The sequence below is a fragment of the Solibacillus sp. FSL W7-1472 genome (genome assembly GCF_037969775.1).
Classification (GTDB): Bacteria; Bacillota; Bacilli; order Bacillales_A; family Planococcaceae; genus Solibacillus; species Solibacillus silvestris.
The window spans coordinates 1,689,669-1,705,890 of sequence record NZ_CP150208.1; the positions used below are offsets into that span (position 1 = coordinate 1,689,669).

The window sequence follows — 16,222 nt, forward strand, 5'->3', positions numbered from 1 at the left end:
CGCTCTATCGTTATGACGCTTGTATGTAGCTTAGTTGTTTTTCTTTTATTCCGAATCAATTTTTAATGTATTCCAAATAGAACCCCAATTTTTACTTTGTACTCGATTTGAATAAATAGGATGTAATTTGGAGTCTTGATTAAATGGAGGCGTAGGTCTAACTAGTCCTACGAATAAATCATTTAAACCATAAGGAGCTAAGATTTCTATTTGATTGTTATTTAAACGAACGGCTACTGCTGTAGGTGTTTCAGGGAAATGAGCAACACTTTCAAATGATGATGAATAGGGAGAAAGTCTGTTTTTAACATGCATTCTGGCTTGATTTTTTACGGACCAGGGCAGATGAGGCATACTCTTTTGCAACTCGGATTCTAACGCTTTTTCAGACTCTATTGAATTATTCAACTCGTCAAAATATATTACATCAATATCATTTATTTCTGTTTGTACATTATGTAAGTAATCCCAAACTTTATTTCGAATAACACCCGCTGCGACCCAGCAATCATTTAATTTTAATTCTTGCACGGTTTTTAAAATCGACATCATAAGTTGATCTGATTTTATAATGTTCGTTAACTCTAATTCGTAATCCAAATTTAATCATCTCCTTTTTTACTGCTATTATATCCTTTGTATTTTGAACTAGCTATTCCTTATAAAAGATTATACAAACTTAATGCTTACAATGTTTTGCCTTAGAGAAGCACTGGAAGTCAGATTGATTTCATTAGGGAAATTCTTAACAAGTTTTCAGTTTAACTGGTAAAGTATGTATATGGAGGGGAGTTTAATGGGGAATTTTTTAGTTGTACTAATGATCTTTTTAATCGTTATTGCAAATGTTATTGGGTTTATAATCTTCAAAAAGGAGAAAAGTCTGTACTCTGCTGCATTAATAATATTACTGCTGGCAGGTGTATTTGGGGGGCTAGGAATTGCGTTATCATTATTTATTAATGATGCCTTTGCCATATTCTACGGGCTGAATCTTGCCGGCTATTTACTAATTAATAGTCTGATTGTATTCCTTATTGCCATTTTAGTAACTATAATTAAGAAATTTTACAGTATTTTTTAAAATCGAATTATAAAGGCAATCCTCATCAGATGAAGATTGCCTCAAATTGGTTATTTATAGAGAAGACTTCACTCTCTTATGCAACAGTATCATCGGTAGTACGTTTATCTCCTTTATAGATAAAATATAGGGAGATAAACATAAAGAATAAGGCAAATGTTCGTTTAACATCTAATTCTATGACTAAACTATTGAACCACCCGAAATGATCAATAATCACTCCGATTACTAGTTGACCAGCTATACCAGCAATACTGGTTGCAATCACTCCAATTCGTGGTACTGCCATAACTGTCAACAGTAAATACATAGTACCTAAAAACGCTGCACTTAATTGCCATTTTGGCGCCTCTAAAATTCCTAGCAGATTCCCGTTACCAAAAAATAAAATAAATATGGTCAAAAACATTGTCCCAGTGAGAAAGGTTAAAAATGTTGTTTCAATTGTTCCGGCTTTTTGACTAAATGTACCATTGATAGATGATTGTGCGCTTAATGTGATACCGCCAATCAACGTGAATAGAATCATAAATAATCCCATGGCCATACCTCCTAATTTATTAATATAAGTGCGATGATCATTGAAATAACTGCATATATTTTTTCTTTATTAATCTTATTTTTCTTACTACCTAACCACCCGAAATGCTCGATCGTCATACTCATCACCAATTGCCCGATGATGACAGCAACCATTGTTATGCCTACTCCGACGAACGGGACACTTACAACGATGGAAGTTAAATAAACAACACCTAAGAGCCCTCCAAGCAATGCCCATTTAGGTGCCTCCAAAGTATAGGAAATCCTGCCTTTTCCAAAAAAGAGCCACAAAAGCCCCATGATGATTGAGCCCATAAAGAAGTTATAAAAGCTTGTTTCTATTTGTCCGATCGTTTTTCCTAGTTCAGCGTAAATTGCGCCTTCAAAGCTAAGTGCTGCTCCAGCTAAAAAAGCAAATAGATAAAATATAAAGCGCATAGATGAAATCCTCTTTTCGGTATAATTGTATATCTAGAAATATCGATATAAGTATTGATAAAAAAACAGAAATCAATAATATTAGATATCTGTTTTAAAGTATTCAGCTAACTGTTGAATAAATTCTTCATTACGTCTGTAGTATGTCCATTGTCCATGGCGAATCGACTCAAGTAAACCAGCTTTTTGCATCATATTTAAGTAGCTAGAAACAGTAGATTGAGAAATTTTGGCCTTTTCCTGAATATCCCCAACACATACTCCACCCTTGTAACTTACCTCCTTCGGTAGGTGAGCGCCTTGTTTTGGGAAATGTTTCTCGGGTTCCTTTAACCACTCTAAGATATTGAGTCTTGTTTCATTCGATAATGCTTTGAATACATCAATAGGTTCCATGCGTGTAATTATATATCTAGAATTTTCGATATGTCAAGGTGATTTATTGAAGTATTTCCCAGGAAAAGGTACCCACTAGTTTAACTTATCTATGGTTATATTTAGAATAAAACTATTAAAAAGTACTACATTTTTAATGATGTAAATGTGTTTGGTTTGAAAGATCATTTTAATAAATATTAAGATTCGAAAGGGATATATCCTAAACTATTCAACAATAAGGCGCGATTCTTCAATAAGAAAATCGAGTTTTTCAAGTCCATTTTCTGGAATAAGATTTAAAAAGTAAGCTTGATATTTATGTTAAAATTCAATGATAATTAAATTATTTAAAACAAAAATAGTAATGGAGCTGAAAACGGATATTTATGAAACTACAAGAAATTATGGAGTAACATTTTAATGGCCTTTCTATAACACCAGATTTTTATCATCAATGGAATATCGGTATACATCTAGAATTAGGAAATGACATTTATCAGTTTGGTGACAATAACCGCCTTAACATGAAAAGGTTTAATACGATTTATGAACAGGTATCTGCAATTGTTCCAATACTTTTCAAGAAAATGGATGACGTCTTAGTGGTGGTAAATTCATACCCCCATGAAACAAACAAAGTAGTTTATCCTAACTTTTTCAAACGATATGTAAAAGAACAAAAATTAAAGTATTTCTTGCACTTACATGAGTTCCAATGGCAGTTCGATGAAGATAATTTACTTATTCAGCAAATGACATTGTTCTGTAAAGTTTCTGATTTGAAGATAGAACAGCTTTTGAAAACATTAATTCATGAGGATTTCCATTCTCTTCAACCTCGGTTAAGAAAAGCACATAGCTATTTTGCACCTGATGTTTTTTTAATAAATGTTAATACTAATTGTATTTTTCATTTATACGATGATAGAGGGTGTGAAATTATAAGCGCAGATAAAGAACTACATGAAAAATACCTTGAAACTTTTAGTGGGTGGGAATTGCAGGAAAAATCTTTATCTTTTCGTTTAACTACTTAATATTCTTATTCCTTAATCGGGCGCGATTCTTCAATAAGAAGATCGCGTTTTCCGTTATAGGGCCATATTGTGAAGCAACATTTTTCTTGGGGGAGTGTTAGAGAAGATGCAGATTTATACCGATAAAAGAATAGCTATACAAGTTTTTATACAAATTAAAGATCATGCCCAGCAATTATAAAAGTAGCTTAAGTAACGTTTCATTGACTTGTATAAAATTACGTATAAACATTGTTCCATAAGAAAAGCGGAGAACGTTATTAAATAAACGTTTCCCGTATTTTGGTGTATTCCAAAACTTTAATTTGAGAACGTTATTTATTTTTGAAATTTATAAATATCCAAAAAATATTAAAGTACACTTTCTAAAGAAAATAAAGCAACCACACATAATACTAAGCCTAATATGAAAGTTAACAAATACAACCAATTCTCTTTAATAGGCTTGGTTATAAAATTTGTATATAGAACAAATATATATGCTAAAGCTGGGGCAAAAATAAGCATTGCAATCCAATGTTTTTGTAATGACCAATTAAAATCTGAAAGTCCTGGCAAAAAGAATAGCAAGCCAAATAATATACCTAAAGCGTAGGACTTAAAATAATTTCTCAATTTAACACCTTCTTAATTGTTAAGTTAATCTAAGATACTATTATAAATAAAAAAGCTAATAAAGCGGGGTTTTGCACATTTCAAAATGCTTTTGCCATTAAGCACTCGTTAGTGGCAAAAGGTATAATTTCAGTTTGTTATTCTAAGGTGATTTTTAAGTACTTTAAATGGAGTAGCATAAGAATCATTAAATTTCTTGATATGATTTGTTAACTCAGACCAATTCCTTTCAAAAAATGGGTGAATCTGAGTGGTATTTGCAATACTATACAGTTTAATTAAAAAGTAAAGAGCTTCCCATATCAAATAGTCTTCGTCCAACTTAAATAACATCTCAATGACTTTTGGTAAATAATTATATGCTTCTTCAGAAGTCATTCCCTTAGTAATTGATTCAAAAGAATTACTGAAATACCACTCGTCTTTTTCTAATTTTCCTTGCCATTCTTCATAAATTTCCAGTAATCTATTATCCGTTTTAATCACGTCCAATGTTAGATTTTACATATATATTTTATCACTTTTTATTCAACTAAATTGCCTCGTTAGTTGAAGTATAACCTTCCCAAACCGTTGTTTCATAGCCTTAATTAAGTCTTCAAAATCGTATTTGGGAACTTCTTTGTATGTAAGGTAGTAAAACCTACGAATATGACGGGCCCTTATGCAACAAAACCAGCTAATAGTTGTCAATAATTTTCATTAAAAATAATAAAAATATCATGTTATACTAAATTTGTGCATGCCAAATAACCGTCCAAATTCTTGATTTGGAAAGTTTAGGTTTGCTTGGTTAAATTGTTAAATCAAGCTATGTCTTGGAAAGAAGTTTTGTTTTTTAATATTGCATAAATCCAATGTAAGAGTTTGTTTGCACAAGCTATTACAGCTACTCTAAATGGTTTTCCTTCTTCACGTTTTTTATCATAAAACGCCCGTAGTTTCTTATTACGAGGAAGGATTTCATCTGTAGTTTTCTGTTTTCGACAATCACGAATTGCACATTTAACAGCCATATACAAAGCTTGCCGTAGTCTGCTAGAGCCTCTTTTGGTTATTCGGTTGTAAGTGCCTTTGAATGTACCTGATTCAAAGATACTTGGATCAAGACCGGCAAATGCGACTAGTTTCTTAGGGTGATTAAACCTTTCAATTTCCCCAATTTCAGATATAATCGTGGCAGCGATTTTTTCTCCGATACCAGGAATTGATTGGATAATCTTCGATTCTTCAATACTTTTGGCCAAAGCATCTATCTCATTTTCAAGTAGGGATAGGTGTTTTTTGTATTCGAAGATCATGTTAATATACATATCTAAACTTAGGGCAAGGCTAGAATATAAAGCCTGTTGAAATGGATTTTGAGCTGCTGCAGTCATTAGCTTTTCAGCCTGTTGATTTGCCCATTGTAGAGAACGAGAATTACAGAATTCTTTTATTTTAGTTGTTAATACTTCGTTATTGGCGCTCAATATATCTTCTGAAGTAGGATAAGTCTGTAGTATTTTTAAAGAAACATTCGAATATAAGTCGCCAAAAACATTACTATATTCAGGGAATACTTGATCTAAGACTGCCTGGAATTGTAGTTTAGTTTGTACAAACATGCCTGTAATATTATCGTGCTGTCTCGTAAGATGACGTAAGTTCGCAAGTTGGATGCCACGCTTTTTATAAGGCTCTAAATCCTCCTTATAATACAGCTCGCAGAGATGATTGGCATCAACGATATCTGTTTTTACCTTTCGTAAACTAGAACTTTTTGCCTTATAAGAGATGAGTGGGTTTACAATAATGATTAAATAACCTTTGTCTTCAAAATATTGAACAACTGGTGTGTGATAATGGCCTGTTGATTCCATTATTAGAGGGGGACGCCCTCCTGAAATATCTTCTACTTCTTTAATAAAATCTAATAAATTAGCCAACCCATCAAGATCATGTTTCACTTTAAAGCTTTTCTTGTAGGGCTTCTTTCTTTCCAAATATGCTTGAACCTGACTTTCACCTTTAGCTACATCCAGACCGATGACTGGATTCATTATAATCCCTCCTTCAAAATGATAATTACCGGTAACCCCTAAATCCTCTTTGTAGTGTCATAGCTTCGCTTGTTATACGAGATCACTGTCCCAACCAGCCTCAAACATGTTTCTACAAGTAGGGGGTGAACTGTTTTGCGGACGAGGTCTTAGCCCCACGGGCGCGAACGTTCTACCTCGGCTACCGTTATCATATATCGATATAAAAAATGGTCAACCAGAAATATTTTCTGGCTGACCTAATAATACGATTGGGTGCGATTCTTCAATAAGAAGATCGTGTTTTTCCGTTATATGACCATATTGTTGAACAATGCCTCTAAAGAAATTAAGATTAGCTATCATCTTAAAGACTGGATTATAATAACAAAAAGAGGTGACTTGAATGAGAAAGATTTCTATTGCAAAGATGCTATTTGCCCCGATAATAGTAGCATTAGTTACCACATTAAGCATCGTATTTATCGAAGGAGTATTCCGATCCGAAATAATGCCTCCTTCGACAGTTGAGAAAATACAGCTTGCTGTACTGCTCTATTTAGGAATCTATTTATTTACTATTATCTTTGTAGTCCCTATTGATATTTATTTAACTAATAGAATAAAAAACAAAATACTTTTTGTTGTTCTAACAAATGTTATCGGTTTAATTTTGGTGTGGTGCATTGATCTTTGGTTCTTTACTCTTGGTGGTTTTATGTCTATATATTTGATTTTCCCATTGTACTCAATTTTAACGTTAATACGATTCAATTCTGATGCGAAATAAAATATATAGAGAAGGATGAGTGAAGGTGGTTATCATTCTTTCAATATTCAACCATCGGGTGCAATTATTGAAAAGACATGTGGCTTCTTTAGCTAAAGAGCCATATTGTTGAATAACATTCTTTTAAGAAGGTTCCCAAACGCCGCTTTTGGAACGATTATGTTATATTTGCGTGGAATTATCGGAACTTTATGAATTCTAATCCGTAAATGTAATAATAGTTTCGAAGGAGGTGAAAAATTTTGAAGAAGTTTTCTGTATTTATAATTAGTTTCATAATATTATTTCTAGCATTTCAAATATTATCGGGTTTGATACTTACAGCTTTTCACACTCCAAATCTCCCTTCAATTGCAAATGATTTAAATCGAGAAATATCATTTGGAAGTGCCTCAAATCCGTTACTATTGGCATTGTTAACAGCCACAGTTGCTTATTCTCTATCTCAAAAGATATTTAGAGTATCAAACACTCAAACCAACTAACTTTTGCTTATATTCCACAAGGGTGTATAAAGTTTTTAAATACGTTCCCAAATAAAAGTTTGAAAACACAGAAAACGATATTCAACAATCGCGCACGATTATTGAATAATGACATTTTTCTTTTTTTCATAGCCACAATCTTTAAGAAAAGTGATTTAAGTAAAGTAAAGACCAAAATTTTAAAAAACATCCATTATCTCAATAAAGATTTAATGGATGTTTTTTAGTTTTATTAAAAATTTTTGTTATATACAACAAAAATTAAATCTCCTAAATATAAGTACTGTTTTATTTTATTATACTTTTCACCCTATATTCGAATTATTAGTAGGTGTTTTTTTATTCCTCACGCGCCAGTTCCCTTGAACGGTTTTCGGCACTTCGAACACAGTTCACAATCGCTTCGTTAAAGGACATCGATTCAAGTGCTTTGATCCCGGCTTCAGTCGTTCCTCCTGGACTTGTTACTTTTTTGCGCAGTATGGAAGGTTCCAAATTACCGGATTTCAGCATTTCCGCGGAACCAGCAATCGTCTGTACCATCAGTTCCCGTACAATTTCTTTTGATAGACCAAACTCAGCACCAGCCCGTTCAAATGCTTCAACCAAATAGTATAAATAGGCAGGACCACTTCCGGAAAGGGCTGTAACTGCATGAAGTTTTTCTTCCTCCACTTCGATGACAATGCCAATCGCTTCTAACATTTGAATATAAAGCGCACGCTTCACGTCTGTTACATGGTTATTGAATGCAATGCCGGATGCAGACATGCCGATTGTTGCGGAGGTGTTCGGCATTACACGAGCGATTGGGCGGCTGCCGAGATGCTCTTCAATCGTATCAATGCTGACACCAGCCAGTACCGATAAAATTGCGGTATCAGCACTTAGATGAGGTGCAATGACTTCCATAGCAGCACGCGCATCTTTCGGTTTCATTGCTAAAATAACGAGGTCTGCATCCCGCAAGTGTGTATGATCCTCCAATAGGTTGACATCATAGCTTTCCACCAGTTCGTTTAGACGTTCTTTATTCGACCGATTGGATATAAACAGGGCATGAGGGTTGATGACATTCTTTTTAATCCATCCATGAATGAGTGCTTCTGCCATCGAGCCTGCGCCAATAAAAATAATTTTTTGCATAAAGTATCCCTCCGATTTTTAAATCCGATCCTTTAAGGAACATAAAAAAGCATTTCCATCCCTACAAACAAGTAAGGACGAAAATGCATTGATTTCCGCGGTACCACCTTTATTCACACATAATGTGTGCAGCTTCAGCCTTTTTATCGCAAAGGGTACGGTTATGTTGTCATAACGGCTCAAAAGGAGGTTCGATTATTCCAGCGGGTTATGCCGATTTCAGCAAAGACGGCACTCTCTAAAACCTTAAAATAATCTACTTGGCTTTTTCATTGCCTGTAAATTTTGAATTATCCAAAATTATAGTGCTGTATTGAAAAACTGTCAACCTTTGACGTGACGAATGAAGAAAAAAGAGTTAAAATAAATGAATAGTCATTCATTACGAGCATATCAATTACGCCTCGGCGTAATTAGTCCAGATTTTTTTGAGTTTACTCAAAAGCTTTCAATTTAAAATCTGTGACATCTGCCAGAGGCTTATCTTTATTCAGCTGGCTTTTGTACCAGCAGCTGGGTTAAACAAAACAAGCAGCTATCATCTACTTGAAGAGGTGAGTGATTGCTGAATTAAGATAAAGGGGATTAAAATATGGAAGTACATAAAATTGTTATACCGACACCATATGCAGTGGGAGATGTAAATGCTTTTCTAGTAAAGGGGGATGCACTGACATTATTCGACGCAGGTCCGAAAACGGAAGAAGCATATGAAGCAATCAAATGGGGTTTACACAGTGCAGGTTATGACTTGAAAGACGTGGAACAAGTCGTGCTGACACATCATCATCCGGACCATGCCGGTTGGATCGATGCATTTCCCGGCGCGGAAGTGTTAGGGCATCAATATGTTGATTACTGGATGAAAAAAGAGCCGGAATTTCTGCAATATCATGAGCGATTTTTCAAAAAGCTTTTAATTGAGCAAGGCGTGCCTGAAAAATATGTGAACCGGATTTTACATGTTAAAGGGGAAATTGAGTTATTCGGTACAATTCCATTGACTGGCTATTTAAAAGAGGGCGATGAAGTGCCAGGTCATCCTGGTTTGAAAGTATATGAAACACCCGGTCATGCACAAAGCCATCTGATTTTTGTCAACGAGACTACTCGGGAATGTATCGGCGGTGATTTACTACTGGAACGCACATCTTCGAATCCATTAGTCGAGCCACCGCTTGATTTATCGATGGAACGTCCTAAATCATTGCTGCAATATAATGAATCACTTAAACGTCTGAAAAATCTAGAGATCTCCAAAGTGTATGCTGGTCATGGCGGAGAACTGACAAATATCGAACCACTCATTGATGAACGGTTGGAAAAACAGAGACAACGCGCATTAAAAGTATACGGTCTGCTTAAGACACCGCAAACTAACTTTGAAATGACAACTCAATTATTCGAACGCATTTATCAGCAGCAGTTAGGATTGACACTATCGGAAACATTAGGGCAGTTTGATTACCTGGTCGAGCAAGGTATGGTCGAGATTGAGGTGCGGGATGGGATTCATTATTATAGGAAATGCTGAGTGCGATAGAGAAGGATTTTGACACTTTTTTTATTTCAATAAGTCCAACGATTTTTATTTTTTTCTGATCGTTTTCATGGATGCCGGAAAAGCAAAAAATAGCCACTGGTCATTGCATGGAAGACGAAGACGAACTGTATTAATAAGAATCCATAAGAAAAGGGAGTGTCCGAGAATTATTTCTGGGACACTCCCTTTGCGCCGAAGATGGTAAGAATTTGTTCCAACTACCGCAGAAGCACCGTCTAAAGCGGACATTACTACACGAGGCTTGCACTGTCCAAAAAGTTTCGACTTTTTGGACAGCCCCTACTTTGGTTTATATTTGCAATTAGGCGGGGACCAATAACCTTATCGTATTAAGACTTGGATAGCTCAATAAAGCCTTTTCCAAACACATCCCGTACATCATGGACTGCAATAAAGGCATCCGAATCTGCTTCTTTTACGATATTTTTTAGCTTAATCACTTCTTGTCTGCTAATAACGATATAGAGGATTTCCTTTTGTTCCTTCGTATAATAGCCGTGCCCGGAAAGAACTGTTATACCACGGTTCATTTTATAGCTTACTTGATCTGCGATGGCATTCGGATTTTTCGAAATGATTGTCACCGCTTTTTGAGGATTCACCCCTTCAATTACAAATTCCATCACCTTTGTACCGATGTAAAGCATCAAAATCGTGAGCATAAGTGCTTCTGCGCCGATAATGAAATAAGATGAGAATGCGACGATTAAATCGAAAAAGAGTAGCGCGTAGCTAATATTCCAGCCTAGGAATTTATTTGCTATTCTCGCTAGGATGGTTGTGCCGGCAGTAGTACCACCGACGCGGATAATTAAGCCAATCCCAATACCAACAAAAACCCCACCAAAAATGGCATTAATTATAATTTCATCTGATTGAATAGACCAAGATTCAGTTAAATATAAGAAAATTGAATTGAAGATTATGGCGATAATCGTATAAATGGTTGTTTGCCTATTGAGAAATCGATAGCCGATTATTAAAAGGACAGCATTGATAGCAAAGCTGACAAGACTAGGAGACCATCCCATTACATAATAAAGAATAATCGTGACACCTGTTACACCGCCTTCACCTAAATCGTTTGGAATAACGAATAAGTTGATAGCAAGTGCAAAAAGAAATGCCCCAACCATTATTATAATAAAATCAGTTGTAAATTTTTTCATATTTCACTCCACCGTTTGTAACTGAAATTTGCCATAGTCGATATTGTTTCAAAGAGGAACCATTTTATCGAGTGCCTATGGAGTTGGATAACGCCAACAGCTATTTGGTATTTTAATGTGCCTGCAATATTATAACTTGCAAGGAGCCATTACTCAATCATTTGTATAAATTAATTGGAGCAGTAAAAACGCATAGTTGTTTTCTCGAATAATTTCAAGCGGCCTAAAGGAGATCGGCTGTTTAAAAATGGGTCCATCAATAACAGTTGTATGAAACTCGCCACCCTCACCACAAGGATCAATGCCCCGAGATTTTAGTTCCTGCACATATTCATAAGTTAATACTTTCCCTAAATCATCTTCACACATACCGAGTGTTAAGTTAACCGTAGTAATGATTGTTTTAAAACCTAAATTAATGAAGCGTTCCACAATTTCTGTATGATCCGCTTGCCATAAAGGCATTCCGAGCGTTAAGTTTGCAATGTTTGTCACTTTTTCATGCCAGCAGCCATGCTCTGGCATATCGAGATCGCCTGTAACAAGTGCTTCTGCTCCTAATGTTTTCATTTTGTGCAGCATATCAATAAACGTTGCTTCATAGTTTTCCCAGCTTGCTGCTGCTAAATAAATTGGTAAGCCAATAGACGCTGCTTGTGCTTTTATGAAATCGACGGTCATTCCATGAGAGTGAGATCGTGTCCCATATTCTTCGAGTACGATAATTAAACCTACAGCTTTCCCGGTCTTCATGGCCTCGTATAAAGCGAGTGTACTATCTTTCCCTCCGCTAAAGGAAACAACAAACTTTTGACCATCTGCACCGGTTTTCCAATCTTGTGAAATTCCCATCCTATGTATCTCCTTTTATATAATGAATGAACAATCTAACTGCTTCGATTATTCTGTCTAACTTAGTGTAGCGTATCCATCGCTCGTTTTCATTGAAAAACATTTTAATCGAAAAAATGGAATGGTAGTAGCTACTGCAAGTACGAAACAACTGTCATTGGTTCGTTTCGACCCCCCCCCCGGAACCTACAATATTTTACTATGTTTCCCGTACTATTTTTAGCATTTCCTATCTGCAGCTAGACTTCCATAAGCAAGATTTTATATGCTAATCTCAACAAGATTTGTTTGCAAAGGATGGGATACAATGCAGCATAGTTCGGCGGTTTATAATATTGAACAGTTTGGTGCGGTAGGTGATGGCTGGGCCAATAACACATCTGCGATTAAGCGTGCGGTAGAGGCTTGTTCACAGGGAGGGGGCGGGACGGTTTATGTGCCTGCCGGTGTGTTTGTGACGGGTGCGATTGAACTGAAAAGTAATATGCATTTGCATTTGGAGGCGGGTTCCGAGCTTTTGTTTTCAAATGATCGGGAGGATTATCCGGTCATTTCCTCTCGCTGGGAAGGGGCAAGTCGAGATGTATATATGTCCTGTATTTATGCCTGTCATGCAAAAAATATTGCGATTACAGGCTTTGGCACACTCAATGGCCAGGGTGCTTACTGGTGGAAACTTTTTAAAGAGGATGCCCTCGCATATCCTCGCCCTAATTTAGTGAGCTTTGACCATTGTGAGCGGGTGCATGTTGAGCAGGTGAAAATGATTGATTCACCGAGCTGGACGGTACATCCGAACGATTGTGACAATGTGACGATTTCGGCTGTGTCGATTGTTAATCCGGCGAATTCCCCGAATACGGACGGCATTAATCCGGAATCGTGCCGCAACGTGAGAATTTCCGATTGTTCGATTGACGTCGGGGATGACTGTATTGCGATAAAATCGGGTACTGAGGATGCGGAGCGTGTGATTCCTTGTGAGAATATAACGATTACGAACTGTACGATGCTCCACGGTCATGGCGGGGTCGTCTTCGGCAGTGAGATGAGCGGAGATATTCGCAATGTCGTTGTGTCGAACTGTATTTTTGAAGGCACAGACCGCGGCATTCGCTTTAAGTCACGGCGAGGAAGAGGCGGTACGATTGAAAATATCCGTGTAAACAATATTGTGATGAATAATGTCATTTGTCCGTTTATACTAAACTTATACTATTATCACGGTCCACGAGGAATGGAGCCGTATGTTTCGGATAAGGAGGTGCAGCCTGTTACAGCGCTGACACCGAAGTTCAGACATATTCATTTTTCGAATATAACCGCGACGGAGGTAACGGCGGCTGCCGGCTTTATGTATGGCTTACCGGAGATGCCGGTTGAGGATATTACATTCAGCCATATTCGTATTGCGATGAAACTGGATGCAGAGCCAGATTTACCGGCAATGATGGTGGATCTGGAACCGATGAAACAACGTGGTTTTTTCTGTTCCAATGCGGAAAATGTGTTGTTTGAGCATGTGACGGTCCAACAGCATGAAGGACCGGCATTTGAAATAACGAATAGTAAAAATGTCGTGATGGAACACTGTCGTTCCAAAGATACGGCAAAGGATGAAATGCTTGTCCAAATGTCGAATGTGAGAAGCTAGCTGACGTTAAGGGGGAATCTCATTGAGCAGCTTACGAAAAACCTATATGTTATATGTCTTCCCCATTTGTTTACTGTTAATGTTGGCGGGTTGTTCAAGTGAGGAAGCAGAAAAGGTGGATGGCTCGCCGAAAAAAGACGTGACCTTAACGTTTTGGTTTGATGATGCCGGTCCGTTACGTACGGCCATTTGGAAAGAACTGATCGCGACCTTTGAAGAGGAGCATCCCCATATTCATATTGAATACGAAGGCTTCGTGAAGGATATCGCGAAACCGAAATTCAATTCGGCACTCGCAATGCAGACATTGCCGGATGTTGGCAGCATTTATACGAGCTGGTTACCGGAATATACATATCGTGAAGCATTGGTGCCACTGGATTCCTATTTTGAAAAGTGGGAAGAAGGAGACAAGATTGCGGAGTCTCTCATCAGTTACAATCGAAATATATCACAGGATCATCAATTGTACGGATTGCCTTACACTCGAAATATGGATGTCCTCTGGGTACGAAAGGATTGGCTCTCCAACTATGAGCTGGATACGATAGATACATGGAATGACTTTTTTCATACGGTGAAAACTTTTACGGATAAGGAGCATCAACAGTATGGTTACAGCATTCGCGGCGGGGAAGGGTCGTCACTTCAGCTGCAGCGGATGATGTATGCCTATTCGGGTATTTCGACGTATATCAAAAATGGAGAGAGTACAATTGATGACCCGCTCCATGTGGAGTTTCTGGAAAAATATTTGTCGCTCTATGACTTACATACATCGAGAAATGATATTGTAAAAGATTATAAAGGCATGCTTGACGATTTTGAACATGGCGCTGTCGGTTTAATCCAGCATAATATCGGTTCATATGCAGAGCATCAAAAAGTGCTGTCACCGGATCAGTTTCAGGCATTGCCATTGCCGAAATCAGTCAATGGGCATTACACTGTTGAGGCAGGTAATACGATGGATATGGTAATGTTCGAGGGCACCGATCATCCGGAAGAGGCATGGACATTTATTTCCTTTATCGCGTCGCAAAAGGGACAAAGCCATTGGAACAAACGAGTCGGTCAATTGCCGACACATGAGGATGTGTTGGAGGAGGGCTGGGTGCAAAATTCGCCGCATCTGCAAACAGCGCTTTCTGTCTATCAAGATCCGAACACGAAAATGTACGAGCCGCCATTCTATTTAATTGCGTATAATTCCATCCGGTTTACGATTGTTGAACCTGGGCTTCAGGAAGTGCTGAGCGGTACGAAAACAATCGAGCAGTTCTTGAAAGAGTGGAGCGTGGCCATTGAAAATGAATATGCACTATATGAAAAATATCATGCCCAAACGGGAAGCGCTGAGTAGGTGAAAAAACTGCTCAGCGTTTTTTTATGCCATCAAAATGTGAAGATTCTTAAAATTTTTATCTAACATCTTAATATTTTGAATATTTCGGGAAAGCGTTTTCAATTAGAATGATTTGTAAGAAGGGAGGAAATTTAATGAGTTATTCCCCAGAAGTAAATGAACCAGTATTGGAAAAAAAGAAAAGCGAAAAAGTCCGCAAATTTAATAAGGCGAAGCTGGTCCCATATCTATTCATTACGCCGGCCGTACTAATGGTTGTAAGTTTCCTTTTCTACCCGATAGGAATGGTATTTTATTATAGCTTCCAAAACTACGATATTTCGGCACCTTACTATAATAGTTTTGCAGGGCTCGATAACTTCGTGAATATTTTTACCAGTGATAAGCTGTTCTTCCCGAGCTTACTCAACAGTTTGAAGTGGGTTGTTACAGAAGTGGGGCTTCAATTGGTATTTGGTCTGATTTTGGCTCTGTTGCTGAACCAGACATTTAAATTCAGAGGAATTATACGTGCGGTTGCTTTTATTCCTTGGGCGATTTCAGGTGTACTGGCATCTGTTATCTGGTCATTGATGTACAACGAGCATATGGGTGTACTGAATGATATCCTGATGCGTTTCGGCATTATAGATTCACCGCAAGCCTTTTTGGCAAGTACATCTACCGCATTTGGTGCAGTAGTTATTGCCGAACTGTGGAGGGGTATTCCATTCTTTGCGATTACTCTTTTGGCCGGTCTGCAAAGTATTCCGCAAGAATTGTACGAAGCAGCGCGCGTAGATGGTGCGAGCCGCTGGAAATCATTCCTGTTCGTAACATTGCCGCAGCTGAAAAATACGATTATTTTAACGACACTGCTGCGAGTGGTTTGGGAGTTTAATAACGTTGACCTGATCTTCAACTTAACAGGCGGCGGACCTGCCCATTCAACAACAACATTAACAATGTATATTGCAGAATTAGCTGTTCATGGCAGTAACTTTGGATATGGCTCAGCGCTTACAGTCATTTCGTTTGGTATTCTATTAGTTTTCGCGGCGCTTTATCTGAAATTATCGCGCTATGAAAAGGAGTGATAGC

Annotated in this window: 18 protein-coding genes and 1 other annotated feature; of the genes, 8 read left to right on the forward strand and 10 right to left on the reverse strand. The window is 37.3% G+C overall.

Annotation, left to right across the window (positions count from 1 at the left end; genetic code table 11):
- Positions 1-45 precede the first annotated feature (45 nt).
- Entirely contained in the window at positions 46-600 is a 555-nt protein-coding gene (locus MKY07_RS08250; RefSeq protein ID WP_339264390.1) for a nucleotidyltransferase family protein, read from the reverse strand.
- 196 nt (positions 601-796) lie between these two features.
- Here MKY07_RS08250 and MKY07_RS08255 point away from each other — a divergent pair, with 196 nt between their 5' ends.
- Positions 797-1,084 (forward strand): hypothetical protein, encoded by a 288-nt coding sequence (locus tag MKY07_RS08255; RefSeq protein WP_014824058.1) that lies wholly within the window; start codon positions 797-799, stop codon positions 1,082-1,084.
- A gap of 76 nt (positions 1,085-1,160) precedes the next feature.
- On the opposite strand, the gene MKY07_RS08260 is transcribed toward MKY07_RS08255, so the two are convergent.
- The 3 genes from MKY07_RS08260 to MKY07_RS08270 all read right to left on the reverse strand — a co-directional run bounded on the left by MKY07_RS08260 (position 1,161) and on the right by MKY07_RS08270 (position 2,461).
- Entirely contained in the window at positions 1,161-1,625 is a 465-nt protein-coding gene (locus MKY07_RS08260) for a DMT family transporter (RefSeq protein ID WP_339264391.1), read from the reverse strand.
- An 11-nt stretch (positions 1,626-1,636) separates the two neighbouring features.
- Positions 1,637-2,065, reverse strand: a complete 429-nt coding sequence (locus tag MKY07_RS08265; protein WP_251688254.1) for a DMT family transporter — start codon at positions 2,063-2,065, stop codon at positions 1,637-1,639.
- Between the two features lie 81 nt (positions 2,066-2,146).
- Positions 2,147-2,461 (reverse strand): metalloregulator ArsR/SmtB family transcription factor, encoded by a 315-nt coding sequence (locus MKY07_RS08270; protein ID WP_008407867.1) that lies wholly within the window; start codon positions 2,459-2,461, stop codon positions 2,147-2,149.
- 584 nt (positions 2,462-3,045) lie between these two features.
- Here MKY07_RS08270 and MKY07_RS08275 point away from each other — a divergent pair.
- Positions 3,046-3,480: a DUF3885 domain-containing protein gene (locus tag MKY07_RS08275; RefSeq protein ID WP_339264392.1), complete on the forward strand. Its 435-nt coding sequence runs from the start codon at positions 3,046-3,048 to the stop codon at positions 3,478-3,480.
- Positions 3,481-3,831: 351 nt separating this feature from the next.
- Here MKY07_RS08275 and MKY07_RS08280 read toward each other — a convergent pair whose 3' ends face one another.
- From MKY07_RS08280 to MKY07_RS08290, 3 genes are all read right to left on the reverse strand, one after another.
- On the reverse strand, positions 3,832-4,095 hold the full coding sequence (locus MKY07_RS08280; protein WP_339264393.1) for a hypothetical protein: 264 nt from the start codon (positions 4,093-4,095) through the stop codon (positions 3,832-3,834).
- A gap of 129 nt (positions 4,096-4,224) precedes the next feature.
- Positions 4,225-4,581 (reverse strand): ABC transporter, encoded by a 357-nt coding sequence (locus MKY07_RS08285; RefSeq protein WP_339264632.1) that lies wholly within the window; start codon positions 4,579-4,581, stop codon positions 4,225-4,227.
- 320 nt (positions 4,582-4,901) lie between these two features.
- On the reverse strand, positions 4,902-6,137 hold the full coding sequence (locus tag MKY07_RS08290) for an IS110 family transposase (protein WP_339264394.1): 1,236 nt from the start codon (positions 6,135-6,137) through the stop codon (positions 4,902-4,904).
- 385 nt (positions 6,138-6,522) lie between these two features.
- Between MKY07_RS08290 and MKY07_RS08295 the strand changes: the two genes are divergently transcribed.
- Both MKY07_RS08295 and MKY07_RS08300 read left to right on the forward strand, forming a co-directional pair.
- The gene (locus MKY07_RS08295; protein ID WP_339264395.1) at positions 6,523-6,906 is read left to right on the forward strand and encodes a pilus assembly protein PilB; all 384 of its coding nucleotides are present in this window, start codon (positions 6,523-6,525) and stop codon (positions 6,904-6,906) included.
- A gap of 242 nt (positions 6,907-7,148) precedes the next feature.
- Positions 7,149-7,391: a hypothetical protein gene (locus MKY07_RS08300; RefSeq protein WP_008407863.1), complete on the forward strand. Its 243-nt coding sequence runs from the start codon at positions 7,149-7,151 to the stop codon at positions 7,389-7,391.
- A 339-nt stretch (positions 7,392-7,730) separates the two neighbouring features.
- On the opposite strand, the gene proC is transcribed toward MKY07_RS08300, so the two are convergent.
- Entirely contained in the window at positions 7,731-8,537 is an 807-nt protein-coding gene (gene proC / locus MKY07_RS08305; RefSeq protein ID WP_339264396.1) for a pyrroline-5-carboxylate reductase, read from the reverse strand.
- Positions 8,538-8,607: 70 nt separating this feature from the next.
- Positions 8,608-8,819 (reverse strand) — a binding site (T-box leader).
- 310 nt (positions 8,820-9,129) lie between these two features.
- On the opposite strand from proC, the gene MKY07_RS08310 reads away from it, so the two are divergent.
- Positions 9,130-10,071, forward strand: a complete 942-nt coding sequence (locus tag MKY07_RS08310) for an MBL fold metallo-hydrolase (protein ID WP_339264397.1) — start codon at positions 9,130-9,132, stop codon at positions 10,069-10,071.
- 359 nt (positions 10,072-10,430) lie between these two features.
- On the opposite strand, the gene MKY07_RS08315 is transcribed toward MKY07_RS08310, so the two are convergent.
- Both MKY07_RS08315 and MKY07_RS08320 read right to left on the reverse strand, forming a co-directional pair.
- Entirely contained in the window at positions 10,431-11,270 is an 840-nt protein-coding gene (locus MKY07_RS08315; protein ID WP_339264398.1) for a YitT family protein, read from the reverse strand.
- Between the two features lie 153 nt (positions 11,271-11,423).
- A complete protein-coding gene (locus MKY07_RS08320) occupies positions 11,424-12,122 on the reverse strand; it encodes a diphthine--ammonia ligase (protein WP_008407857.1) in 699 nt (232 codons plus the stop codon).
- A 307-nt stretch (positions 12,123-12,429) separates the two neighbouring features.
- Between MKY07_RS08320 and MKY07_RS08325 the strand changes: the two genes are divergently transcribed.
- The 3 genes from MKY07_RS08325 (at position 12,430) to MKY07_RS08335 (ending at position 16,218) form a co-directional block, all read left to right on the forward strand.
- Positions 12,430-13,776: a glycoside hydrolase family 28 protein gene (locus MKY07_RS08325; RefSeq protein WP_339264400.1), complete on the forward strand. Its 1,347-nt coding sequence runs from the start codon at positions 12,430-12,432 to the stop codon at positions 13,774-13,776.
- Between the two features lie 22 nt (positions 13,777-13,798).
- The gene (locus MKY07_RS08330; protein WP_339264401.1) at positions 13,799-15,139 is read left to right on the forward strand and encodes a sugar ABC transporter substrate-binding protein; all 1,341 of its coding nucleotides are present in this window, start codon (positions 13,799-13,801) and stop codon (positions 15,137-15,139) included.
- A gap of 137 nt (positions 15,140-15,276) precedes the next feature.
- Positions 15,277-16,218, forward strand: coding sequence for a sugar ABC transporter permease (locus MKY07_RS08335; protein WP_008407851.1), 942 nt, complete (start codon positions 15,277-15,279; stop codon positions 16,216-16,218).
- Positions 16,219-16,222: the final 4 nt, after the last annotated feature.